Genomic DNA, 24191 nt, shown 5'->3' with positions numbered 1-24191 from the left:
CGACACGTTCGCGGGCGATGCCCTCGTTTGTCATCAAATCGTCACAAAATACAGGCATGTGCTAGCTATAGTTCCCGGTCCCTGCCAACCGAGGAACACTTTCCCATGAATGCCATCAAGGTCGCTCGCCGATTCATTGAAACGGACCCGGCCAACGAATCGGCCAAGATCCTTGCCCAACTCGTGCTGGCGCTCGAAGCCGAACGCAGCTTCGAGTTGATCACGCTCTACAGCCTCGACTACAAGAGCTTCCAGCTTGCGATGGACATCCTGAAGGAGTGGCGCCTGGACCGCTACTACGCCAGCAAGTCCAAGCTGTTCGATCTCTCGCTGCAAGTCACCGAGCTCGAAGCGGGCAACAGCGCCGCTTCCTGAGCCCGTCCCATGGCGGTCCGGTACCTGGCGTACCCGGGCCCGCCTTTTTTCATTTCCCCCAGCGCAACACCAACGGATCGAGCCGCCGCGCGGTCTCGATGAGGCCCGCGCGCGTCTCGGGATGCAGCGCGGGCAGCGGATGCCGCGGCGCTTCGCAGGCGATCACGCCGCCTTCCTTCATGAGCGCCTTGCAGGCCAGCAGGCCCGCCTGGCGGTTCTCGCAGTTGATGAGCGGCAGCCACCGCTGGTACAGCGCGAAGGCCTGGTCGCGATCGCCTGAACGGTGCGCCTCGATGATCGGGCGGATGCCGTCGGGGTAGCCGCCGCCGGTCATCGCACCGGTCGCGCCGGCATCGAGGTCGGACATCAACGTGATCGCTTCTTCGCCGTCCCACGGCCCTTCGATGGCATCGCCGCCCAAACGGATCAGCTCGCGCAGCTTCGACGCGGCGCCGGCGGTCTCGATCTTGAAGTACGCGACCTGCTCGATCTCTTTCGCCATGCGTGCGAGGAACGGCGCCGACAGCACCGTGCCACTGGCGGGCGCGTCCTGGACCATGATCGGAATCGTCACCGCATCCGAGAGCCGCGCGTAGAACTCGTAGATCTGCGGCTCGGGCACGCGGAAAGTCGCGCCGTGGTACGGCGGCATCACCATCAGCATCGCCGCCCCCATGTCCTGCGCGCGGCGGCTGCGTTCGGCGCAGACCTGGGTGCTGTAGTGCGTGGTCGTCACGATCACCGGCACGCGGCCCTTCACGTGCTCGAGGATGGTGCGCGTGAGCACCTCGCGCTCCTCGTCGGACAGCACGAACTGCTCGGAGAAATTCGCGAGGATGCACAGCCCGTCGGAGCCCGCGTCGATCATGAAATCGACGCAGCGCTTCTGGCTTTCCAGGTCGAGCGCGCCCTGTTCGGTGAAGGTGGTGGGCACCACCGGGAAGATGCCGCGGTATCGGGGGGTCATGGTGTGGGGTCAGTGGGAGTGGCGGGGAACGGCGGCGCCGCGGCAACCGACGAGGAAATCGAAGTCGCAGCCTTCATCGGCCTGCAGCACGTGGTTCACGTAGAGCTTCTGGTAGCCGCCGCCGCGCGTGCTCATGGGTTGCGCATCGGATGCGGACAACGAGGCGAGCCGCGACGCCAGCTCCTCGTCGCTGATGTCCAGGTGCAACCGCCCCGCATCGCAGTCGAGCTCGATCCAGTCGCCATCGCGCACCGCCGCGAGCGGCCCGCCGTCGGCCGCTTCGGGCGCGACGTGCAGCACCACCGTGCCGTAGGCCGTGCCGCTCATGCGCGCGTCGGAGATGCGCACCATGTCCTTCACGCCCTGGCGCAGCAGCTTCGGCGGCAGCCCCATGTTGCCGACCTCGGCCATGCCGGGGTAGCCCTTGGGGCCGCAGTTCTTCAGCACCATCACGCAGCTCGCGTCGATGTCGAGGTCTTCATCGACGATGCGCGCCTTGTAGTGCTCCAGGTTCTCGAACACGACGGCGCGGCCGCGGTGCTTGAGCAGCTCGGGCGTGGCGGCCGAGGGCTTGAGCACCGCGCCACGCGGCGACAGGTTGCCGCGCAGGATGCGGATGCCGCCGTCGGCGATCAGCGGGTTGTCGAGCGGGCGGATCACTTCGTCGTTGAGGCTCGGCGCCTCGCGCACGTTGTCCCAGAGCGACTGGCCGTTGACGGTGAGCGCGCCGGGGTGCGGCAGCAGCCCGTGCTCGCCGAGGCGGCGCAGCACGGCGGGCAGGCCGCCCGCGTAATAGAACTCTTCCATCAAAAAGCGCCCTGACGGCATGAGGTCGACGATGGTCGGCGTGTGGCTGCCGATGCGCGTCCAGTCTTCCAGTTCGAGCTCGACGCCGATGCGCCCCGTGATCGCCTTCAGGTGGATCACCGCATTGGTCGATCCGCCGATGGCCGCGTTCACGCGGATCGCGTTCTCGAAGGCCTCGCGCGTGAGGATCTTCGACAGCGTGAGCCCGTCCTTGGCCATCTGCACCGCGCGCGCGCCCGACATCTGCGCGAGCACATAGCGCCGCGCATCGACCGCCGGAATCGCCGCGTTGTGCGGCAGCGAGGTGCCCAGCGCCTCGGCCATGCAGGCCATGGTGGAGGCCGTGCCCATCGTGTTGCAGGTGCCCGCCGAGCGCGACATGCCGCCTTCGGCCGAGAGGAACTGGTGCAGGTTGATCTCGCCCGCCTTCAGCGATTCGTGCAGCTGCCACACGGCCGTGCCCGAGCCGATGTCCTTGCCGTCGAGCTTGCCGTTGAGCATCGGCCCGCCCGTGACCACGATGGCCGGGATGTCGCAGCTGGCCGCGCCCATCAGCAGCGCGGGCGTGGTCTTGTCGCAGCCCGTGAGCAGCACCACCGCATCGACCGGGTTGCCGCGAATGGCTTCTTCGACGTCCATGCTCGCGAGGTTGCGCGTGAGCATCGCGGTGGGCCGCAGGTTCGATTCGCCGTTCGAGAACACCGGGAACTCGACCGGGAAGCCGCCCGCCTCCGAGATGCCGCGCTTCACGTGCTCGGCGATCTTGCGGAAGTGCGCGTTGCAGGGCGTGAGTTCCGACCAGGTGTTGCAGATGCCGACGATGGGGCGGCCGTCGAACTCGTGGTCGGGGATGCCCTGGTTCTTCATCCAGCTGCGGTACATGAAGCCGTTCTTGTCGGCGGAGCCGAACCATTCGGTCGAGCGCAGTTTCTTTGTCATGGGGAAGTGGTCAGCGGCGCGGGGCGCGCGAGGTGAAGAAGCGTTGGAGCAGGCAGAACACGAAGAGCAGCGCGCCGACCACGATGCGCGTCCACCACGAGCTCAGCGTGCCGTCGAAGGAAATCAGCGTCTGGATGATCCCGAGCATCAGCACGCCGAAGAGCGTGCCGGCCACGTAGCCCACGCCGCCCGTGAGCAGCGTGCCGCCGATCACCACCGCCGCGATGGCGTCGAGCTCCAGCCCGAGCGCATGCAGGCCGTAGCCCGAGAGCATGTAGAAGGTGAAGATCACACCCGCCAGCGCCGAGCAGAAACCCGAGAGCGTGTACACGCCCACCAGCGTGCGGCGCACCGGCAGGCCCATGAGCATCGCCGAATGCTCGCTGCCGCCGATGGCGTACACCGCGCGGCCGAACGGCGTGCAGTGCGCGATGAACACCGCGGCCAGCAGCACGGCGATGGCGATCACCGCGCTGACCGACACCGAGGCCTCGCCCCAGATCGGAATGCGGATCTGCGAGACCTCCGAATAGAAATCGTTGGTGATGCTGATCGAGTCGATGCTGATGAGGTAGCACAGCCCGCGCGCGAGGAACATGCCCGCGAGCGTGACGATGAAGGGCTGCAGCCGGAAGCGTTCGATGAGCAGGCCCATGAATGCGCCGAAGGCCGTGCCCATCGCCAGCACCAGCGGGATCACGATGGTCGGGCTCCACCCGTGCTTCTCGACCAGCGAGGCCGACACCATCGTCGTGAGCGCGATCACCGAGCCCACCGAGAGGTCGATGCCGCCCGAGAGGATCACGAAGGTCATGCCGACCGCGACGACGATGAGAAAGGCGTTGTCGATCAGCAGGTTGAGGAACACCTGCGCCGAGAAGAAGCCGTCGTAGAACACCGAGCCCAGCGTGGCCATCAGCACGAACAGCGAGATGGTCGCGGTGAGCGGCAGGTATTTCGGATTGAGCCTTGCCTTGCTCCCACGCGCGGAAGCGGTTGGCGCCGAGGGTGCGGCCTCGATCACCGCGCTCATGCCCTGCTCCCGTCATGCACCGGCCGCAGCACCAGTGTGCGAACCTCCGCCCGGAACTCCGGCGACTGCATCAGCATCACCACGAACACCACCACCGCCTTCACCACGAGGTTGATCTCCGGCGGCACGCCCAGCGAATAGATCGCGTAGGTGAGCGTCTGGATGATGAGCGCGCCGATCACGCTGCCCACGAGGCTGAAGCGCCCGCCCGTGAGCGCCGTGCCGCCGAGCGTGACGGCGAGGATCGCATCGAGCTCCAGCAGCTGGCCGGCGTTGTTGCCGTCCGCGCTCTTCACGTTCGAGCTGATCAACAGGCCCGCCACGCCCGCGCACACGCCGCAGAACGCATACGCGCCGACGACGAGACGCCGCGCCTGGATGCCCGCGACACGCGCCGCCGTCGGGTTGATGCCCACCGCCTGGATGAACAGGCCGAGCGCCGTGCGCGTGATCGCGAGATACAGCAGCGCGAACACCGCCGCCACGATGAACAGCGAGAACGGCAGCCCCAGCAGGTAGCCGCTGCCGAGGAAGAAGAAGGGCTTGTAGTAGATCGTGATGATCTGGCCGTCCGCGACCAGCTGCGCGATGCCGCGCCCCGCCACCATGAGGATCAGCGTCGCGATGATCGGCTGCATGCCGACCTTGGCGACCAAGAGGCCGTTCCACAGGCCGCACAGCAGCGCGACACCGAGCGCCGCGAGGATCGCGAGCGGCATCGGGAAGCGGCTCACGTCGCTGGACACCGAGCCGCCGATCATCCAGGCCGCGACCGCCGCCGCGATGGCCACCACCGCGCCCACCGAGATGTCGATGCCGCGCGTGGCGATCACCAGCGTCATGCCCAGCGAGACCAGCACCAGCGGCGCCGCGCGGTTCACGATGTCGATCAGGCTGCCGTAGAGATGGCCGTCGCGCCATTCGAGGTGCAGGAAGCTCGCGTTGAATGCGGTGTTGATGGCGAGCAGCAACAGCAGCGTGATGACGGGCCAGGCGAGCCGGTGGCTCATGAGGGACGAAAGGCGGTTCATGCGGCGGCAATCATTTCGTAGACCTCGTCCTCGGTCGAGCCGCCCGGCAGTTCGCCCACCTTCTGCCGGTCGCGCAGCACCACGATGCGATGCGCGACACGCACCACCTCGCTCATCTCCGACGAGATGAAGATCACCGCCATGCCCGCGCGCGCGAGCCGCAGGATCTCTTCCATGATTTCCTGCTTGGCAGCCACGTCAATGCCGCGCGTGGGTTCGTCCAGGATCAGCAGGCGCGGCTCGGTGGCGAGCCAGCGCGCGATCATGGCTTTCTGCTGGTTGCCGCCCGAGAGCAGGCCGATGGGGGTTTCGACGCTCGCGGTCTTGATGCCCAGCGAGGCGACGAAGCGCTCGGCCATCGCGGTCTGCTCCGCATGCGAGAGAAATTTCCGCGTGCCGAGCCGGGCCTGCAGCGCGAGCGCGATGTTCTCGCGCACCGACAGCTCGGCCACGATGCCATCGGTCTTGCGCTCTTCGGGGCACAGCGCGAGGCCTTCGCGGATCGCGTCGGCGGGATTCGAAAAGCTGACGGAGCGGCCGTCGATCTTCAGCACGCCACGGTCGGGCGATTCGAGGCCGAACAACAGGCGCGCCAGTTCGGTGCGGCCCGCGCCGAGCAGGCCGGCGATGCCGACGACCTCGCCGGCACGCACACGCAGATCGGTCGCCTGCAACTGGCCGGCCTGCCCCAGTCCTTCCGATTGCAGCAACGCGGGCGCCGCTTCGTCGAACGCGGGCAGCGCGGCAGATCGTGCCGATTGCGCCGCCAACTCGCGACCCAGCATCGCCGCGATCAACGCCTGCGGGCCGAGGTCCGCAGCCTTCCACTCGCCGACCCAGTTGCCGTTGCGCAGCACGGTGATGCGGTCGGACACCGCGTACATCTGGTTCAGGAAGTGCGTCACGAAGACGATGGCAAGGCCTTCGCCACGCAAGCGCCGCAACACCTCGAACAGCTTCTCGACTTCATCGTCATCGAGGCTCGACGTCGGCTCGTCGAGGATCAACACCTTCGACGACACGCCGAGCGCCCGTGCGATCGCCACCATCTGCTGCACCGCGACCGAATAGCTCGACAGGAGCCGCGTCACGTCGATGTCGAGCCCGATGCGCGCCAGCAGCTCCGACGCCCTGCGGTTCACCGCCGCCCAGTCGATGCGAAAGCCCTGCAGCGCGCCGCAGCGCGGATAGCGTCCCGCGAACACGTTTTCCGCCACCGAGAGGTTCGGGCACAGGTTCACCTCCTGGTAGACCGTGCTGATGCCCAGCTTCTGCGCTTCCAGCGGCGAGGCGGGACGGATGGCCTGGCCACCCAGGAACATCTCGCCGCCGCTCGAAGGCAGCACGCCCGTCAGCACCTTGATGAGCGTGGACTTGCCCGCGCCGTTCTGTCCCATCAGCGCATGGATCTCGCCCGGGTAGAGCTTCAGCTGCACGTCGTTCAGCACAGAGATGCCGCCGAACTGCTTGTGGATGCCCCGCAGCTCCAGCACGGGGGTGGTGGTGCTGTCGGTCATGCGGCTACTTGTTCTTGTTGTAGACGTCGATGAACACCGCCGCCAGCAGCACCAGCCCCTTGATGACCTGCTGGTAGTCGATGCCGATGCCGAGGATCGACATGCCGTTGTTCATCACGCCCATGATGAAGGCGCCGATCACCGCGCCCATCACGCGGCCCACGCCACCCGAGGCCGAGGCGCCGCCGATGAAGCAGGCAGCAATCACATCGAGCTCGAAGCCGAGGCCCGCCTTGGGCGTGGCCGTGTTGAGGCGCGCCGCGAACACGAGCCCTGCCAACGCCGCCAGCGCGCCCATGTTCACGAAGGTGAGGAACGCGAGGCGCTGCGTCTTCACGCCCGAGAGCCGCGCCGCCTTCTCGTTGCCGCCCAGCGCATAGATGCGCCGGCCGATGGTCGTGCGATTCGTGACGAAGTCGTACACCACGATCAGCACCGCCATCACCACCAGCACGTTGGGCAGGCCCTTGTAGGTGGAGAGCAGGTAGCTGAAGAAAAGAATGATCGCCGCGAAGAACAGGTTCTTCACGAGGAAGAAGGCATACGGCTCCTGTTCCATGCCGTGCGCCTTGAGCTTGGCGCGCCCACGCAGCTTGAAGAACACCAGCGCCGCGGCCGCCAGCGCGCCCACGATCAGCGAGGTGGTGCGCAAGGTGTCGCCGCCGAGCGGATCGGGAATGAAGCCCGAACTCAGGCGCTGGAACTCGACCGGAAACGGCCCCACCGACTGCCCCGCCAGCAGCGCCAGCGTGAGCCCCTTGAACACCAGCATGCCCGCGAGCGTGACGATGAACGACGGGATCTTGCGGAACGCGACGAACCAGCCCTGCGCGGCGCCGATCACCGCACCGGCTGCGATGCTGACGATCGCGGTCGGCACGAAGTGCCACTCGTACTCCACCATCAGCACCGCCGCGAGCGCGCCGATGAAGCCGCAGACCGAACCCACCGACAGGTCGATGTGCCCCGCCACAATCACCAGCAGCATGCCCAGCGCCATGATGACGACGTAGCTGTTCTGCAGCAGCAGGTTGGTGAGGTTCAGCGGCCGCAGCAGCGTGCCGTCGGTCAGCACCTGGAACAGCACCATGATCGCGACCAGCGAGATCAGCATGCCGTATTCGCGCAGGTTGTTCTTCAGGAAGCCCACATGGAGCTTCGGGGTGACGGGTGCGGCGCCCTGCACCGCGTTGGCTTCAGGCGGCGACATGAACAGAACTCCCTGCGCTCACGATCGCATGCATGATGCGCTCCTGCGACGCCTCGGCCGCGGTGAACTCGGCCACGAAGCGCCCCTCGTTCATCACGTAGATGCGGTCGCACATGCCCAGCAGCTCGGGCAGTTCGGAAGAAATCATGAGAATGCCTTTGCCCTCGCTCGCGAGCTGGTCGATGATGGTGTAGATCTCGTACTTGGCGCCCACGTCGATGCCGCGCGTGGGTTCGTCCAATATCAGCAGCTCGGGTTTGGTGAAGAGCCACTTGCTCAGCACCACCTTCTGCTGGTTGCCACCCGACAGGTTGACCACCAGCTGCTCGACGCCCGCGCAGCGGATGTTCAGCGCCTTCCTGAAGTCGTTGGCCACCTTGAACTCGCGGCCGTCGTCGATCACCGCGCGTTCGGCAATCGCATCGAGGTTCGCGAGGCTGATGTTCTTGCGGATGCCTTCCTCCAGCACCAGCCCGAGGCCCTTGCGGTCTTCGGTGACGTAGGCGATGCCGTGGTCGATGGCCTTGCGCACGGTGCTCACGTCCACCGGCTGGCCGTGCATCAGCACCAAGCCGCTGATGCGCTGGCCGTACGACTTGCCGAACACGCTCATCGCCAGCTCGGTGCGCCCCGCGCCCATGAGGCCCGCGATGCCGACGATCTCGCCCTGGCGCACCTGCAGGTTCACGCCCTTGATCTGCTCGCGGTCGGCATGCAGCGCGTGGTGCACGCGCCAGTCGCGCACCTCCAGCACCGTCTCGCCGATCTTCGGCGAGCGCTGCGGGTAGCGGTGTTCCATGTCGCGGCCCACCATGCCGCGGATGATGCGGTCTTCGCTGATCGGGTCGCTGCGGCAGTCGATGGTTTCCACCGTCGAGCCATCGCGCAGCACGGTGATCGAATCGGCCACCTTGGCGATCTCGTTGAGCTTGTGCGAGATGAGGATCGACGCGATGCCCTGGCGCTTCAGTTCGAGCAGCAGCGCGAGCAACGCATCGCTGTCGTTCTCGTTCAGGCTCGCGGTGGGCTCGTCGAGGATCAGGAGCTTCACTTCCTTCGCCAGCGCCTTGGCGATTTCCACGAGCTGCTGCTTGCCGACGCCCAAGTCGGTCACCAGCGTCGTGGGAAGCTCCTTCAGGCCCACCTTGGCGAGCAGCTCGCGCGTCTTCGCATAGGCGGCGAACCAGTCGATCACGCCGCCGCTCGCGATCTCGTTGCCCAGGAAGATGTTCTCGGCAATCGAGAGCAGCGGCACCAACGCGAGCTCCTGGTGAATGATGATGATGCCCAGCTTCTCGCTGTCGGCGATGCCCTTGAAGCGGCGAAGCTCACCTTCGAAATGGATCTCGCCGGTATAGGAGTCGCACGGGTAGACGCCGCTCAAGACCTTCATGAGCGTCGACTTGCCCGCGCCGTTCTCCCCGACCACCGCGTGGATCTCCCCCGCGCGCACGGCGAGGTTGACGTTGCTCAGGGCCTTCACGCCCGGGAACGTCTTGGTGATCCCGCGCATCGCGAGGATCGTGCGCGCTTCGCCGGCCGGGCTCACTTGACCTGGCTTTCCTTGTAGTAGCCGCTGTCCACCAGCACCTGCTTCCAGTTGGAGCCGTCCACGCTCACCGGCTTGAGCAAGTACGAGGGCACGACCTTGATGCCGTTGTTGTAGGTCTTGGTGTCGTTCACCTCGGGCGCCTTGCCCGAGAGCATGGCGTCGACCATCGCCACCGTCACCTTCGCCAGCTCGCGCGTGTCCTTGAACACGGTGGAGCTTTGCTCCTTGCGCAGGATCGACTTGACCGAGGGAATCTCCGCGTCCTGCCCCGACACCACCGGCATCGCCTGCGAGCCCGAGCCATAGCCCACGCCCTTGAGCGACGACAGGATACCGATCGACAGGCCGTCGTACGGCGACAGCACCGCATCGACGCGGTCCTTCGTGTAGTAGGCCGACAGCAGGTTGTCCATGCGCGCCTGCGCCACCGCGCCGTCCCAGCGCAGCGTGCCGACCTTGTCCATGCCCATCTGCTTGCTGCGCACCACGAGCTTGCCGCTCTTGATGTACGGGTCGAGCACCGACATCGCGCCGTTGTAGAAGAAGAAGGCGTTGTTGTCGTCCGGCGAGCCGCCGAACAGCTCGATGTTGAACGGGCCCTTGCCGCTCTTCAGGCCCAGCGCCGCCTCGATGGATTGCGCCTGCAGCACGCCGACCTGGAAGTTGTCGAAGGTGGCGTAGTAGTCGACGTTCTTCGAGCCCTTGATGAGCCGGTCGTAGGCAATGACCTTCACGCCCTTGTCAGCCGCCTTTTGCAGCACGTCGGACAACGTTGTGCCGTCGATGGCCGCGATGACCAAGACCTTCGAGCCCTTCGTCACCATGTTCTCGATCTGCGCGAGCTGGTTCGGAATGTCGTCGTCCGCGTACTGCAGGTCGGTCTTGTAGCCCTTGTCCTTGAAGTACTTGACCATGTTGGCGCCGTCGGCGATCCAGCGCGCCGACGACTTGGTGGGCATCGAGATGGCGATCAGGCCCTTGTCCTGCGCGTGGGCCAGCGGCGTGAAGCCGACGACGGCGAAGGCCAGGCCCGCGAGCGAGGCCTTGAGGAAGTTGCGTTTCATGTCGGTCGGTCCTCAGTACTTGCGGTTGGGGAACTCTTTGGCGGCGACTTCCATGGGGAAGATGCCTTCTTCCGTGACGATGCGCTTGGGCAGCGTCTTGCCGGCCTTGATGTCCTTCACCGCGCTCATGAGCTGCGGCCCGAGCAGCGGGCTGCATTCGACCGACACGTTGAGCTTGCCGGCGATCATGGCTTCGAAGGCGCCCTTCACCCCGTCGATGGAGATGATGGTGATGTCCTTTGCGGGCTTCAGGCCGGCCTCTTCGATGGCCTGGATCGCGCCGATGGCCATGTCGTCGTTGTGCGCGTAGAGCACGTTGATCTTCTTGCCCTCGGCCTTGAGGAAGGCTTCCATCACCTCCTTGCCCTTGGCGCGCGTGAAGTCGCCGGTCTGCGAGCGGGTGATCTTGAACTTCGGGTCGGCCTTGATGATTTCCTCGAAGCCCTTCTTGCGGTCGATGGCCGGCGCCGAGCCCACGGTGCCCTGCAGCTCGACGATGTTCACCTCGCCCTTCTGGTCCTTCATCTTCTCGACCAGCCAGCGGCCGGCCTTGCGGCCTTCCTCGGTGAAGTCGGAGCCCATGAAGGTCACGTAGAGCGAGTCGTCCTTGGTGTTCACGGAGCGGTCGGTCAGCACCACCGGGATCTTGGCGGCCTTGGCCTCGCGCAGCACGGTTTCCCAGCCCGACTCGACCACGGGCGAGAACGCGATCACGTCCACCTTCTGCGCGATGTACGAGCGGATGGCCTTGATCTGGTTCTCCTGCTTCTGCTGCGCATCGGAGAACTTCAGTTCGATGCCCGCCTCCTTGGCCGAGGACTTGATCGACTCGGTGTTGGCGGTGCGCCATTCGCTCTCGGCGCCCACCTGCGCGAAGCCCAGCACGAGTTTCTTCTGCGCGAGGGCGGACACGGGCAGCAGGCTGCCCAGGGCTGCGGCGGCGAGCGCGGTGTTGAGGGTGCGGCGATTCATGGTCATGGTTGTCTCCTTCTTGATGAGTCTGTGATGTGTTCGGTCAGGCCAGCATGTAGCCGGTCTTCACCGTCGTGTAGAACTCCGCGGCGTGGCGCCCTTGTTCGCGCGGCCCGTAGCCCGACCCCTTGCGGCCGCCGAAGGGCACATGAAAGTCCACCCCCGCGGTCGGCAGATTGACCATCGTCATGCCGACCACGGCATGGCGCCTGAAGTGCATCGCGTGCTTCAGCGAATTGGTGCAGATGCCCGCGCACAGGCCGAAGGGCGTGTCGTTGCACAGCACGAGCGCTTCGTCGTAATCGGCGGCGCGCAGCACGCAGGCCAGCGGCCCGAAGATTTCTTCGCGTGCGATGCGGTGTTCGGGTTGGGCCAGGAAGAGCGCGGGGCTCATGTAGTGGCCGGCGGTGGCGCGCTGCAGCGCCTCGCCGCCCCACACGTGTTCCGCGCCCTCTTCGCGTGCGATGTCGATCCACGCGAGGTTCTGCGCCAGCCGCTCTTCGTCGGCCACGGGGCCGATGTCGATGCCGCGCTCCAGCGCGTGGCCGATCTTCAGCGTCTTCAGGCGCTGGCGCAGCTGCGCCACGAAGGCGTCGTGCACGGCGGCTTCGACGATGAGGCGGCTCGATGCGGTGCAGCGCTGGCCGTTGGAAAAGTAGGCGCCCTGCACCGCGCAATCGACGGCGCGGTCCAGGTCGGCATCGGCCAGCACCACCAGCGCGTTCTTGCCGCCCATCTCCAGCTGCACCTTGGCGCGCCGTGCGGCCGCGGCCTGCAGCACGCGTTCGCCATTGGCGGCCGAGCCGGTGAAGCTCAGCGCATCGACCAGCGGGCTGTCGACCAGCGCCTGGCCGGCTTCGCGCCCGCTGCCCATCACGAGGTTGAACACGCCGGCCGGCAGCGTGGCGCGGCCGATGATGTCTGTGAGCGCCCAGCCGCAGGCCGGCACCAGCTCGGCCGGCTTGAAGACCACGCTGTTGCCGTGCGCCAGTGCCGCGGCGATCTTGGAGGCCGGCACGGCGAAGGGCGTGTTCCACGGCGTGATGAGGCCCACCACGCCGACCGGTTCGCGCGTCACGTCGACCTGCACGCCGGCGCGCACCGAGGCCACGTTCTCGCCACCGCCGCCGCGCAGGGCCTCGCCCGCGAAGAACTTGAAGATCTGGCCCGCGCGCGCCACCTCGGCCACGGCCTCGGGCAGCGTCTTGCCGACCTCGCGCGCCAGCAGCAGGCCCAGCTCGTCCTTGCGGGCCAGCAGCTCGGCGCCGATGCGGTCGAGCACGTCGGCGCGCCGCTGCGGCGCGCTGTGGCTCCAGTGCACGAAGGCTTCGCTGGCCGCGCGAATCGCCAGCTCGACCTGGCGCCGGTCGGCACGTGCGTACTCGGCCACCACTTCGCTGGTGTCCGATGGATTGACGCTGACACCGGTGGTCGCGCTGGTTTCCCAGCGGCCGTTGATGTACTGGCGCACGCTCTGCCGAAGCTCGCCGTGGATCACCGTGGCGTTGCCTTGTCTCTGTTGTTATGGGACTGGGGCGGAAGTCTAGGAATGATTTCGATATCGATCCAATCGTTTTTTAGACAAAATGCATATCAATCGGTGGATTCTGGAAAACCCCGTCAGACCTTCGTTCGCACCCTCTTCATGAACACCTACAACCACTGGTTCATCCGCGCCCGCCTCAAGACCCGCCAGCTGCTGTTGCTGGTGGCGCTGGCCGAGGAAGGCAACATCCACCGCGCGGCGCAGGTGCTCAACATGACGCAGCCCGCCGCGTCGAAATTGCTGAAGGACCTGGAAGACGTGCTCGAGGTGCCGCTGTTCGAGCGGCTGCCGCGCGGCATGCGCCCCACCTGGTACGGCGAGACCATGATTCGCCACGCCCGCGTGGCGCTGGCCAGCCTGAACCAGGCGCACGACGAGCTCACCGCGCTGAAGGCCGGGCGCCTCGGCCAGGTGAACGTGGGCGCCATCACCGCGCCGGGACTCACGCTGATGCCGCCGGCCGTGGCGATGGTCAAGCGCGAGCAGCCCGACCTGCGCGTGTCACTGGAGATCGAGACCAGCCCGGTGCTGCTCGAGCGGCTCGAGCAGGGCAAGCTCGACATCCTCGTGGCGCGGCTGTTCGCCGAGCACGACAAGTCGCAGCTGCGCTACGAGGCGCTCACCGAGGAACCCGTGTGCGCGCTGGTGCGCCCCGGCCATCCGCTGCTGGGCGTGAGCGGCCTCACGCTGCGCGACGTGGTGGGCGCCGGCTGGATCGTGCCGCCCGCGGGCAGCGTGCTGCGCCACCGCTTCGAGCTGATGTTCCAGGAGGAAGGCCTGGCGCCGCCGGGCAACATCATCGAGAGCCCGGCGCTGCTGTTCATCACGCGCATGCTGCAGCAAAGCGACATGGTCGCGGTGCTGGCGACCGACGTGGCGCGCTACTACGCGGCGCACGGCATCGTGTCGCTGCTGCCGCTGGACATGCCCTGCCACATGGACGCCTTCGGCATCATCACGCGCACCGACCGGCTGCTGTCGCCGGCGGCGAAGGTGATGATGAAGGCCTTGAAAACGGCGAGCATGAGCGTCTACGGACGCAAGCTCGAGATGGACTGATCAGGTCCAGCCGGCGTCCACCGTGAACTCCTGCGCCGTGCACATCTTCGCGTCGTCCGACGCGAGGAACAGCACCATGCGCGCGATGTCTTCCGGCATCAGCTTGTCGGGCAGGCACTGGTTGCGGTGCAGCGCCTTCTCGCCCTCCTCGTCGAGCCACAGTGCCACCTGCCGCTCGGTCATCACCCAGCCGGGCGACACGGTGTTGATGCGGATGCGATCGCGGCCCAGCTCCACCGCGAGCCCGCGCGTGAGGCCGTTCACCGACGACTTGGCGATCGCGTAGCAGGGGTAGCCCGAGCCCTTGGTCTGCCAGCCCGTGGAGCCGAGGTTGATCACCGAGCCGAAGCCCAGGCGCTTCATGCCCGGCACCACCGACTGGATCGCGAACAGCGCGGGCCGTTCGTTGATGGCCATGCGGTTGTCGTAGTAGTCGGGCGTGACCGATGCGAGCGTGTGGCGGTCGTCGCTGGCCACGTTGTTGACCAGCACCGCGAAGTCGCCGAGCTCGGCGGCCGCGTCGGCCATGGCCTGCTGCAGCGCGCCGATGTCGCGCACGTCGCAGGCGCGCCACCACGGCGCGGCGTGGCCGGCTTCGGCGATTTGCGCGGCGAGCGCCGCGCTGGCAGCTTCTGCAATATCGACAAAGGCCACGCGCGCGCCCTGCGCCGCGAAAGCAGCGACGATGGCCGCGCCGATGCCGCTGCCGCCGCCGGTGACGAACACGGTGCGGCCCTTCAGGCTGGGATGGATGGAAAGCTGGGGGGAATTCAAGGAAAAGGTCTCCAGGAGGCATCTCATGACATTGCAAAACACATATCAATCGATGCAGTTATTTTCAATTTCTATTATCAATATGCCTTGATACGATCCGCCGCGTCAAGGCGACATGACCTACAGAAAGAACAAATGAACATGCAAGAGACAAGCGCCCCTTCTTCGCCGCTCGCAGCGCCCCGCGTGCTCGGCACCCCCGAATGCCTCTGGCCGGCCGCCGCCGACCTCGGCGAAGGCACGCTGTGGTCGGTGCGCGAGCAGGCGCTGTACTGGATCGACATCCTGCAGCCGCGCCTGTTCCGCTACGACCCGGCCACGGGCGCGCAGCGCACCTGGCACTTCGACGAAGAGATCACCGCCATCGCCGAGCGCGCGTCGGCGCCGGGCCTGTTCCTCACGCTGCGCCGCGGCTTCGCGCTGTTCGACACCACCGCGCCCGGCGACACCACGAAGCCGCGCTACCTGCACCAGCCCGAACCCGAGCGCACCGGCAACCGCTTCAACGACGGCAAGTGCGACAGCCGCGGCCGCTTCTGGGCCGGCAGCATGGACTTCGACTGCAAGGCGCCCACCGGCGCGCTCTACCGCTTCGACGCCGAGGGCCGATGCACCCGGCACGACGACGGCTTCGAGGTGACCAACGGGCCGACGTGGTCGGGCGACGGCCGCACCATGTACTTCAACAACACGGCGATCAACACGATGTACGCCTACGACTTCGACATGGACGCCGGCGCGGTGTCGAACAAGCGTGTGTGGCACCGTTTCCCGAAGGGCGACGGCCTGCCCGACGGCATGACCACCGACGCGGCCGGCTGCCTGTGGATCGCGCACTGGGACGGCGCCTGCGTCACCTGCCACGACCCGGTGAGCGCCGCCGAGCTGTGCCGCATCGCGCTGCCCGCGAGCAACGTGACCGACTGCGCCTTCGGCGGTGCCGACATGCAGACGCTCTACATCACGACCGCGCGCAACGGCCGCACCGAAGATCAACTGAAGAGCGAGCCGCTGGCCGGTGGGCTCTTCTCGGTGCGCATCGACAGCCCGGGCGTGCCGGCGGCGCTGTTCGCGGGCTAGGCCGCCCCGGGCCCCTCGCGCGGCTGCAGCGACGGCAGGTGCGCCGCCGCGAAATCGGCGAACAGCCGGGCCCGCGCGAAGCTGCCGCGGGATGAAGGCCACACCGCGTGGACCGGAATCCTCGGCGACTCGAACTCGGTCAGCACCAGTTCGGCCTGCCCGCTGTCGAGCAGGTCGCGGATCTGCCACAGCGGCGTGAAGAACAGGCCCAGCCCGCTCAGCACGGCCGCATAGATCGCGGCGGTGTTGTCGGCCCGGAAGCGCCCCGTCACCTTGACGCGCTGCAGCGTGCCGTCGACCGTGAAGGGCCAGTGCGCGTCGCTGCCGTGGGGGGGGGGGGTGCGCACCACGCACTGGTGGTCGGCCAGGTCTTCGGGCCGCTGCGGCCGCCCGTGCCGCGCGAAGTACGCCGGCGAGCCGAACACCACCAGCCGCAGCTCGCCGAGCGGCTTGGCCGCCAGTTCGGAATCGGGCAGCTCGCCGATGCGGATGGCCAGGTCCAGCTCGCCTTCGATCAGGTCCACGAAACGGTCGGAGGCCGTGAGCTCGACCTCCATGTCCGGGTAGCGCTGCATGAACGCGCCGATCAGCGGCACCACGAAGGCCGGCGCGAACTGCACCGGCGCGGCCACGCGCAACAGGCCCCTCGGCGAGGCGAGCTGGCTGCTGGCCTCGACGGCCGCCGCATCGAACTCCGCCAGCGCGGCCTGCACGCGGCGGTGGTAGGCCAGCCCCACTTCGGTGACCGACGACTGCCGCGTGGTGCGGCGAAGGAGCTGCACGCCCAGGCTGCGCTCGAGCATGCTCAGCGAGCGGCTGATGGACTGCACCGAGCGCCCCAGGTGCCGGGCCGCCGCGCTCTGGCTGCCGTGGTCGACGATGGCCACGAAGGCCCGGATGTCCTGAATCTGGTCCATGGATTCTCTCGGTCTGGATGAAGGTCTATGGCGGCGCGCGTGGCTTCCCGATGGCGCCTGCCGTTCGTATCTTCGAGGCCTCGCGGTCGCAGGCCGCATGGCCACAAACGAAGGAATCATTCCATGAAACAACGACACAGACCCACCGTGCGGGTGGTCGGCGCCGACGGCGCAGATGGCGCAGATGGCGCAGAGGGGCTGCAACCTCATCCGCGCACCTTGAACAACAACGACATCCAGGAGCTTGCCCCATCATGACCACCCGAAAACTGCCAGCCCGTTATGCGGGCATCGCCATGCCCTTCCTGCTGTCGATCTTCATGTCGTGCATCGTGGCGGGCATCTCCACGCTCAAGAGCGTGGGGCTGGCCTCGGGCCTCTTCCAGATGTGGATGGCCGCATGGGGCGTGTCGTGGCTGGCCGCGTTTCCCTCGCTGCTCGTGGTGCTGCCGGTGGTGCGCCGGATCGTGGCGGCGACGGTGCAGAGCCCGCAGCGCTGATCCGTGGTCAGCCGATGCCGAAGCGGTGCTCGGTCGCGCTGGCGAACACCTCGCCGGGGCGCAGCACGGTCGACGCGAACTCCTGCCTGTTCGGCGCGTCGGGAAAGTGCTGCGTCTCCAGGCACAGGCCGTCGCCCTGGCGCAGGCTCGCGCCCGCGCTGCCGAGCAGGCTGCCGTCGAGGAAGTTGCCCGAATAGAACTGCACGCCGGGCTCGGTGGTGTGCACGTCCATCACGCGGCCCGACGCTTCGTGGGCGAGGCGCGCCGCAAACGCCAGGCCCGTGCCGCTGCGATCGAGCACCCAGTTGTGGTCGTAGCCATGCGCGCGCAGCAGCTGCTCGTGGCCGTCGTGGATGCGCTCGCCGATGCGCGTCGACGTGCGGAAATCGAAAGGCGTGCCGGCCACCTCGTCAAGCCCGAGCGGAATGAGCGTGGCGTCCACCGGGCAGTAGCGGCTCGCGGGCAGCGTCAGCACGTGGTCCATCACCGAACCGCTGCCCGCGAGGTTGAAGTAGTCGTGGTGGCTCAGATTGAGCACCGTGGGCCGGTCGGTGGTGGCGCGGTAGTCGATGCGCCAGGTGTTGGCCGTGGCACTCAAGGTGTAGCGCACCGTCAGCTGCACCTCGCCGGGGTAGCCCTCTTCGCCGTCGGCGCTGGTGTAGCGCAGTTCGAGGGCGAGTTCGTGAGGCACCGGCACGATCTCCCAGTAGCGCTTGCCGAAGCCCGTGGCGCCGCCATGCAGCGTGTTCACGCCGTCGTTCAGGCCCAGCTGGTGAGCCGTGCCATCGAGCGTGAAGCGGCCCGCCGCGATGCGGTTCGCGTAGCGGCCGACGATGGTGCCGAAGTGCGGATGCGGCTTCAGGTAGTCGGCCAGCGAGGGCAAGCCCAGCACCACGTTGGCGCTGCGCCCCTGCCGGTCGGGCACGTGCAGCGCGGTGACGATGCCGCCGAGGTTGATGGCGCTCAGGCGCAGGCCGTGGCCGTTGTCGAGCGTGTATTCGGTGACGGGGCGGCCGTCGGGCATGGCGCCGAAGGGGCGCGAAGTGAGGGGTTCGATCATCGGGCTTGCGACTGCAGCGCCTCGCGCGCGCACTGCGATGCGGTGCGCAGGCCGATGCGGTCTTTCAGGTCGTGGAAGGTCGGTGGCTCGGCGTCGTGCGTCATCACTTCGACGCGGTGGCCTGCCTTGCCCACCGCATCGGCAAAGCGCTGCTGCAGCGCGAACGGCGTGTTGCGGTCGCCGGGATTGCCGATGAGCACGATGCGCCGCTGCGGGTCGCGCGGGATGCCTGCCACATGGTCCAGCGGGTCGTAGACCTGCATGCTGCCCGTGGTGTCGGTGCGCCCGTTCTTCGAGCGGCCGAGCAGCCGCGCCCGCTCCAGCAGGTCGAAGGCGCCCGAGGTGAGCACCGCGCAGGCCACGCGCGTGCGCCCGAGCGTGAGCAGCGCCGCGCCGGCCGTGGCGCCGCCGCTGTGGCCGAAGAGCACCACGCGCTGCAGCCGGTGGCGCTGCATCAGCGCTTCGAGCGCCGCATCGAGCGCATGGAACTCCACCGCCTCGCGCCGCTGGCGGTGGTCGCCCGAGGAGCCGTAGGTGCCGGGGCGCGCCATGAAGATCCACGGCATGCCCGCGCGGTCGCTCGCGGCCTGCGCGTCGAGCGTGCGCAGCGGTTCGGTGTTGCCGGGGATGCGCGTGGGCGACAAGTTCATCACGCTGTCGCGGTCGCCCGAGAACTGCACGATGGCGATGCGCGCGTCGTCGATGTCGCGGCTCGCGAAGTAGCGGATGCACGACGGCCCCTCGACCGCCTGCACCCAGAGAAAGCCCGGGCGGTCGGGGCAGTTGGCGCGCACGGCGGACTGGTTCCAGTGCAGCAGTGCGCCCTCGGCCGACGCGGAGGCTGCGGGCTCTCGCGGCGCTGCGGCCTTCGGCGCATCGGCACGCTGCGCGCAGGCCGTCTGCACGAGGGCAAGGAGCACACAGGCCAGGCGCGCGCGCGGGGTCATAGCTTCTGCAGCAGTTCGGAAATGAGGCCGAAGTCGGACTGCTGGCGGTCGCCCTTCACCAGCACCAGGTCGCCGTCGCGCAGGAATTCGCCGAGGTAGCCGGTGAGCTGCGCGGCGTCTTCGAAGTGCGGGCCGAGCAGCTCGGCCGGCACCTCCTCGCGCAGCCAGCGCATCTCGGCGCCGTGCGTCACGAGGTGCTGGATGCCCGAGGCCAGCAGCGGCGCGGCCAGGCTGCGGTGCATCGCTTCGGCTTCCTTGTCGAGGTTGATGATGCGCCCGAGCACGCCGATCTTGCGCGTCACCGGCCCGTGCGCCGCATGCTGGCAGGTGCGCACGAACTCCATCGCGTTGCGCATCGACATGACCTCGGCGTTCCAACTGTCGTCGATCAGCGTGGCCTGCACGCCGCCCTGCGTGCGCAGCGGACGCAGCTGCATCACCGAGGCCGGCAGGCGCACGAAAGGCATGCGCGTGCACGCGGCCTCGGCATCGAAGCCCAGCGCCAGCAGCGCCGCAAAGGCCAGCGCCGAATTGCGCACCAGCCCCGCACTCGCGATCGGGAACAGGTACTCGACCGTGCGCCCCGGCAGCGCGATGCGCACGCGGCAGCCGCCGTCGGGCTCGGGCCGCGTGTCGACGATGCGGATGTTGGCGTCGGGGCTGCTGCCCACCACCCAGATGGCGCCCGCCGTGCGCGCGGCCGCCCGCACCACCTGCATCAGGCAGGGGATGTGGTCGGGCACGATGGCCACGCCGCCGGGCTCCAGCCCGAGGAAGATGCGCGACTTGAACTCGGCCGTCTGTTCGAGCGTGGCGGTCTGGCGGGTCTGCGACAGGCCGATCTCGGTGAGGATGGCCACGTGCGGGCGCGCCACGAGCGAGATCGGGCCGCGGTCCATCCACAGCGCGCTCTGCGCCATCTCGAGCACGCACACGTCGGCGTCGGCCGCGAGGTTGGCCAGCATCGCCGGCACGCCGACGCGCGAGTTGTAGTTGTCGATGGTGGTGTGCACGCGCGCCGCCTCGGGCAGCAGGTCGCGCAGCATGGCGATGGTGGAGGACTTGCCGACGGTGCCGGTCACGCCCACCACGCGACCCTTGAAGCGCGCACGCGCGGCCACGCCCAGGTCGATCATGGCGCGGATCGGGTCCTCCACCTGCAGCAGCGGGAACGACGGGTCGAGCCCGTCCACCGGGTGCGCGACCACGGCGCCCGCGAGCGCGTGCTGCAGCACGGGCACGTCTTCGTGGCGGTCGGGGTTGTCGGCGCGCGGCTTGCTGTAGTTCTCGTGCTTGGCGAGCGTGCGGTAGTCGGACGCGATGAACAGCGCCGGCTTGGGCAGCCGCGCCATGTGCGTCGGTCCGCGCACCACCGCGTTGACGAACCAGCCCGAAGGCGGCGGCACCAGCCACTGCCCGCCGGTGACACGCTGCAGATCGTCGGCGGTCCACACAGGCGACGGCTGCGCCGGGGCACCGGGGCGCAGCGCCGCGAGCACGGGCGCGGGGCGCTCGGGCAGCGGCGTCGGAAACTTCGGCACGCGCAGGCCGCACCACACGGGCAGCCGGCGCGCGCCCGGCAGGTCGGGCATGCTGCCGCGCACGCGCGCCTCGATCTGCAGCACGTCGTTCTCGAGCAGGCCCAGGCGCGGCGCGCGCAGGCCGTAGCGGTCGCGGTAGATGCGACCCGGCGTCCAGCGGCTGGTGGGCCACATCCAGTCGCAGGGGTCGTGGTCCATGGCCTCGCCCCAGGCCGGCATGGTGGTGCTGCGCATCGGCAGCGCGCGGAACTGCACACGCAGGTCGGCGCTCACGGGCGCATCGGCGGTCCAGAACGACTCGACCCACAGCAGGCGCCGCCCGATGATCTGCGTCGGCGCGAGGCGGATGCCCACGAGGCGCAGCGGGCCGAACTGCAGCGGGCGAATCCTGGCGTCCTCGGGCACGGCATCGACCGACCACTCGGGCCGGGGCGCGAGCACGGGGCCGACCAGCGCGGGCGGGCGCGAGGCCGACAGCGGCGCCAGCGGCGGGCGCCCGGCCGGCGCGGTGCGTTCGGGCGGCGACAGCTGCAGCGCGCAACGCCCGTCGGGCTGCGCCGTCATCTCGGTGCCGAGCGCGCGGCACAGCTCGGCAAAGCGCGCGCTCGCGGCCTGCGCCGCCTCGCCCGCGAGCTGCTGCGAGAAGCCGAAGCCCACGCCCACCGGCGTGAACACCACCTCTTCCACGCCATGCGGCCCGAGGCGCAGCGAGAACACGCCGGAGTCCGCGAGGTCGTTGCGGATGGCGTCGAACAGCAGGTCGCCCGCGTCGTGCAGGATCGGCCGGCCCTGATGGACCTCGATGCCCTGCAGCACGTGCGCCGAGGTGCCGAGCACCGCGTCGGCGCCGGCTTCGACGATGGCATGGCCGACAGCGATCTCGGCGCGCGAGGGCGCGGTCTCCAGGTTCTCGCCCCAGTGCACGGCCACCAGCACCACGTCGGCCTCGTGGCGTGCGGCGGCGATGCGTGGCGCGAGCGTGGCGCGCCAGGCCGCCGGGTCGTCGAGCGACAGCCAGGCGGCGCCGGGGAGCTTCGCGGTGGCAGCAAAGCGTGGCTGCGTGGCGTCGAGCGAGAACAGCGCCACGCGCAGCCCACCGGCTTGCCGGAAGGCGGGGCGCAGCGCCGAATCGAGGTCGGGCCCGGTGCCGGCGAACGCGATGGCGGCGGCGTTGAGCAGCCCGTGCTGCTCCAGCAGCGCCTCGGGGCCGTAGTCGCCGCTGTGGTTGTTGGCCGTGGCGACCATGTCGATGCCGGCCTCGGTCAGCACCGACAGCATCTCGGGGCGCGCGCGGTAGTAATAAGGGCCGCCCTCGTCCTTCTCGACGCCCTGCTCGCCCGTGGTGGCGACCACGCATTCGAGGTTCACGATGCGCAGGTCGGCCTCGCGCAGCGCGGCGATGTCGCCGAGCATGCGGGCGGGGCCGCCGAGGTCGTGCATGCGGTAGTGCTGGCGCCGGCCCAGGTTGACGTCGCCGCCCCACAGCACGATGCCCTCGGCGCCGCGCGGCGCGGCCGGCTCGGCCGTGGCCTGCGTGAGCTGCGCGCTCTGCTGCTGCGCCTCGCGCGCCTCGAGCAGGCGGTGGTAGGCCACGTAGCCCGACAGGTAGTGCTCCACGTCGTCGATGCGCACGCGGAAGCTGTGGTGCTTGATGAAGAACGAGCCCGCGATGCGGTCGGGGTGGCGGAAGAACATCGCCAGCTCGGGCCAGAAGTGGCCGTTGGCGAGGTAGCGCGCGCGGTGCTCCAGCGCGCGGTCGAACTTGTGGCGATCGAGCCCCGCGAGCAGCGGGCGCAGGGCAGGGTCGGCTTCGAGCCGCAGCACCATCTCGCGCGCGGCCATCATCAGCTCGAGCAGCGTGGGGAAGGTGGTGATGCGCTCGAGCACGAAGTCCAGGTGGCCCGCCATGTTCTGCAGGCCGAACTGGTAGTAGCGCGTCTCGGGCTTGAAGCGCGTGAGTTCGTTGACGCAGTAGCTCAGCCAGTGGTCGTGCGCGCGCCAGTGGCCCGCCGCGATGAAGTGCTCGAAGGCCTTCTCGACCACCGCGAGCCAGCGCGCGTCGCGCGTGAGGCCGTACAGCCGCATCAGCCCGAAGGCCGCTTCGCCGTCGTAATAGATGATGCGGTAGGGCTCCTTCACGTCGAGCCCCGGGTGGTTGAGCACGTGCACGAAGCGGCCGGTCTCGGGGTCCTGCATGGAGCGGATGCCCAGCGCCAGCTGCTCCATCAGCGGCTGGTACTGCGCATCGCCGGTGAGCTCGGTGTACTTCACCAGCGCCAGCAGGCACACGGCGTTGCCGCCGAGCTTGATCTCGTTGCCGATGTCGACCAGGAACGCGGCCTGCGTGCCGTCGGCCAGCGTGGCGCGGCGGATCAGCCGCTGGCTCAGGAAGGCCAGCGCGCGGTCGATGGCGGCCTTCTGCACGTCGCTGCGCGTGAGCTCCCAGCCTTCGAGCATGGCGTAGGTGGAGCTGGCGTGGCGCAGCGTGTTGTAGGTGGGAATCGCGCGGTCGAAGCAGGGAAACCAGCCGTAGTGGAACTCGCCCGTGGGCTTGACCTGTTCGGCCAGGTAATCGCTCGCCGAGTCGACCAGCGTGCGCACCTGCGCCGCGTTCCAGTCGGTGAGCGTGCGAAAGCCCGCGGCTTGTCCTTCGGCCGTGAGCGGCCAGGCGCCGTCGGCGTCGACGTACACGGCGCGCGTGGTGAAGCACCACACGGGCGCGGCGTCGTCGGTGGGAAAGTCGTGCTCGTCGCCGAAGCGGCGTTTCGTGTGCGTGCGCAGGTTGCCGTTGTTGGGCTCCGCGTGGTCGACCGTGCCGTTGTAGAGCACGGCGCTGCCGTGCATCTCCTGCGCGAGCAGCGCGGTCTCGAAGCGCGCGTCGAGCGCGATGCCTTCGTTGAAGTAGTTGCGCTTGGTCTGCGCCAGCCGCGCCTTCAGTTCGCCCCAGGTCATGGGCGTGGCGTGCTCGACGATCTCCGCGCGCAGCCGCTGCGCCGGTCGCTCGGCACGCTTCGCCTTCACGGCCAGCGCCTCGGCGGCGGCCTGCCAGGCGGCCTCGGTGTCGGGGCCGCGACCCATGACGACGCGGGCGCGGCTTTCGCCCTCGCCCATCGCGAGGAACACCACGCAGCCGGCCTCATCGGTGGCGGGCGGGGCCGGGGGCAGCGCCCCGTCCGGGGTGGCCAGGGCCTGCCTGGCGCGGTTCAACAGATCGGCGAGGAGAACGGGAGCTTGGTGAGTCATGCGCCGCGAATGATGACAGGCCACGGCGCGGCCTGCCACTGCGGAAATCCGGGGCGG

At 68.4% G+C, this 24191-nt stretch carries 20 protein-coding genes; 5 read left to right on the top strand and 15 right to left on the bottom strand.

Annotation, left to right across the window (positions count from 1 at the left end):
• Nucleotides 1-105: 105 nt before the first annotated feature.
• The gene (locus AC3WQR_RS13225; protein WP_062480564.1) at nt 106-375 is read left to right on the top strand and encodes a hypothetical protein; all 270 of its coding nucleotides are present in this window, start codon (nt 106-108) and stop codon (nt 373-375) included.
• A 49-nt stretch (nt 376-424) separates the two neighbouring features.
• Here AC3WQR_RS13225 and AC3WQR_RS13220 read toward each other — a convergent pair whose 3' ends face one another.
• From AC3WQR_RS13220 to AC3WQR_RS13175, 10 genes are read right to left on the bottom strand one after another with little or no spacing between them, the layout of a single operon-like run.
• Entirely contained in the window at nt 425-1342 is a 918-nt protein-coding gene (locus AC3WQR_RS13220) for a dihydrodipicolinate synthase family protein (RefSeq protein WP_492742335.1), read from the bottom strand.
• A gap of 9 nt (nt 1343-1351) precedes the next feature.
• Nucleotides 1352-3088 (bottom strand): IlvD/Edd family dehydratase, encoded by a 1737-nt coding sequence (locus AC3WQR_RS13215; protein WP_492742334.1) that lies wholly within the window; start codon nt 3086-3088, stop codon nt 1352-1354.
• 10 nt (nt 3089-3098) lie between these two features.
• Nucleotides 3099-4121, bottom strand: a complete 1023-nt coding sequence (gene yjfF / locus AC3WQR_RS13210; protein ID WP_492742333.1) for a galactofuranose ABC transporter, permease protein YjfF — start codon at nt 4119-4121, stop codon at nt 3099-3101.
• Nucleotides 4118-5152, bottom strand: coding sequence for an ABC transporter permease (locus AC3WQR_RS13205; RefSeq protein ID WP_492742332.1), 1035 nt, complete (start codon nt 5150-5152; stop codon nt 4118-4120). Before AC3WQR_RS13205 ends, yjfF begins: the two co-directional genes overlap by 4 nt.
• Entirely contained in the window at nt 5149-6669 is a 1521-nt protein-coding gene (locus AC3WQR_RS13200) for a sugar ABC transporter ATP-binding protein (RefSeq protein WP_492742331.1), read from the bottom strand. The genes AC3WQR_RS13205 and AC3WQR_RS13200 overlap by 4 nt, the downstream gene beginning before the upstream one ends.
• 4 nt (nt 6670-6673) lie before the next feature.
• On the bottom strand, nt 6674-7879 hold the full coding sequence (mmsB, locus tag AC3WQR_RS13195) for a multiple monosaccharide ABC transporter permease (RefSeq protein ID WP_492742330.1): 1206 nt from the start codon (nt 7877-7879) through the stop codon (nt 6674-6676).
• Nucleotides 7866-9392 carry a multiple monosaccharide ABC transporter ATP-binding protein gene (gene mmsA / locus AC3WQR_RS13190; RefSeq protein WP_492742376.1) on the bottom strand — a complete coding sequence of 509 codons (1527 nt, stop codon included), beginning with the start codon at nt 9390-9392 and terminating at the stop codon, nt 7866-7868. The genes mmsB and mmsA overlap by 14 nt, the downstream gene beginning before the upstream one ends.
• A gap of 32 nt (nt 9393-9424) precedes the next feature.
• Complete coding sequence (gene chvE, locus AC3WQR_RS13185; protein WP_492742329.1) at nt 9425-10495, bottom strand: multiple monosaccharide ABC transporter substrate-binding protein; 1071 nt, start codon at nt 10493-10495, stop codon at nt 9425-9427.
• Nucleotides 10496-10507: 12 nt separating this feature from the next.
• Complete coding sequence (locus AC3WQR_RS13180; RefSeq protein ID WP_492742328.1) at nt 10508-11473, bottom strand: ABC transporter substrate-binding protein; 966 nt, start codon at nt 11471-11473, stop codon at nt 10508-10510.
• Nucleotides 11474-11510: 37 nt separating this feature from the next.
• Nucleotides 11511-12965, bottom strand: a complete 1455-nt coding sequence (locus AC3WQR_RS13175) for an aldehyde dehydrogenase family protein (RefSeq protein ID WP_492742327.1) — start codon at nt 12963-12965, stop codon at nt 11511-11513.
• A 147-nt stretch (nt 12966-13112) separates the two neighbouring features.
• On the opposite strand from AC3WQR_RS13175, the gene AC3WQR_RS13170 reads away from it, so the two are divergent.
• On the top strand, nt 13113-14072 hold the full coding sequence (locus AC3WQR_RS13170; RefSeq protein ID WP_062480583.1) for a LysR family transcriptional regulator: 960 nt from the start codon (nt 13113-13115) through the stop codon (nt 14070-14072).
• Here the strand turns inward: AC3WQR_RS13170 and AC3WQR_RS13165 are convergent, their stop codons facing one another.
• A complete protein-coding gene (locus tag AC3WQR_RS13165; RefSeq protein WP_492742326.1) occupies nt 14073-14873 on the bottom strand; it encodes an SDR family NAD(P)-dependent oxidoreductase in 801 nt (266 codons plus the stop codon).
• Between the two features lie 108 nt (nt 14874-14981).
• Between AC3WQR_RS13165 and AC3WQR_RS13160 the strand changes: the two genes are divergently transcribed.
• The gene (locus tag AC3WQR_RS13160; protein WP_492742325.1) at nt 14982-15926 is read left to right on the top strand and encodes an SMP-30/gluconolactonase/LRE family protein; all 945 of its coding nucleotides are present in this window, start codon (nt 14982-14984) and stop codon (nt 15924-15926) included.
• On the opposite strand, the gene AC3WQR_RS13155 is transcribed toward AC3WQR_RS13160, so the two are convergent.
• Nucleotides 15923-16843 (bottom strand): LysR family transcriptional regulator, encoded by a 921-nt coding sequence (locus tag AC3WQR_RS13155; RefSeq protein ID WP_492742324.1) that lies wholly within the window; start codon nt 16841-16843, stop codon nt 15923-15925. The two genes, AC3WQR_RS13160 and AC3WQR_RS13155, sit on opposite strands and share 4 nt — an antisense overlap.
• 123 nt (nt 16844-16966) lie before the next feature.
• Here AC3WQR_RS13155 and AC3WQR_RS13150 point away from each other — a divergent pair, with 123 nt between their 5' ends.
• Nucleotides 16967-17101, top strand: a complete 135-nt coding sequence (locus AC3WQR_RS13150) for a hypothetical protein (protein ID WP_492742323.1) — start codon at nt 16967-16969, stop codon at nt 17099-17101.
• A complete protein-coding gene (locus tag AC3WQR_RS13145) occupies nt 17098-17343 on the top strand; it encodes a DUF2798 domain-containing protein (protein WP_070060049.1) in 246 nt (81 codons plus the stop codon). Before AC3WQR_RS13150 ends, AC3WQR_RS13145 begins: the two co-directional genes overlap by 4 nt.
• 7 nt (nt 17344-17350) lie before the next feature.
• Here the strand turns inward: AC3WQR_RS13145 and AC3WQR_RS13140 are convergent, their stop codons facing one another.
• Genes AC3WQR_RS13140 through AC3WQR_RS13130 form a run of 3 tightly spaced genes read right to left on the bottom strand, consistent with a single transcriptional unit; the run spans nt 17351 to nt 24134 of the window.
• Nucleotides 17351-18403 (bottom strand): aldose epimerase family protein, encoded by a 1053-nt coding sequence (locus AC3WQR_RS13140; protein WP_492742322.1) that lies wholly within the window; start codon nt 18401-18403, stop codon nt 17351-17353.
• Complete coding sequence (locus tag AC3WQR_RS13135; protein WP_492742321.1) at nt 18400-19350, bottom strand: alpha/beta hydrolase family protein; 951 nt, start codon at nt 19348-19350, stop codon at nt 18400-18402. The genes AC3WQR_RS13140 and AC3WQR_RS13135 overlap by 4 nt, the downstream gene beginning before the upstream one ends.
• Nucleotides 19347-24134 carry a CapA family protein gene (locus tag AC3WQR_RS13130; RefSeq protein WP_492742320.1) on the bottom strand — a complete coding sequence of 1596 codons (4788 nt, stop codon included), beginning with the start codon at nt 24132-24134 and terminating at the stop codon, nt 19347-19349. The genes AC3WQR_RS13135 and AC3WQR_RS13130 overlap by 4 nt, the downstream gene beginning before the upstream one ends.
• Nucleotides 24135-24191 lie beyond the last annotated feature (57 nt).

The organism is Variovorax sp. FW305-3-2-15-B-LB1 (genome assembly GCF_058787635.1).
The sequence above is the reverse complement of the archived record's forward strand: the minus strand, read 5'-3'. Positions and strand labels throughout refer to the sequence as shown.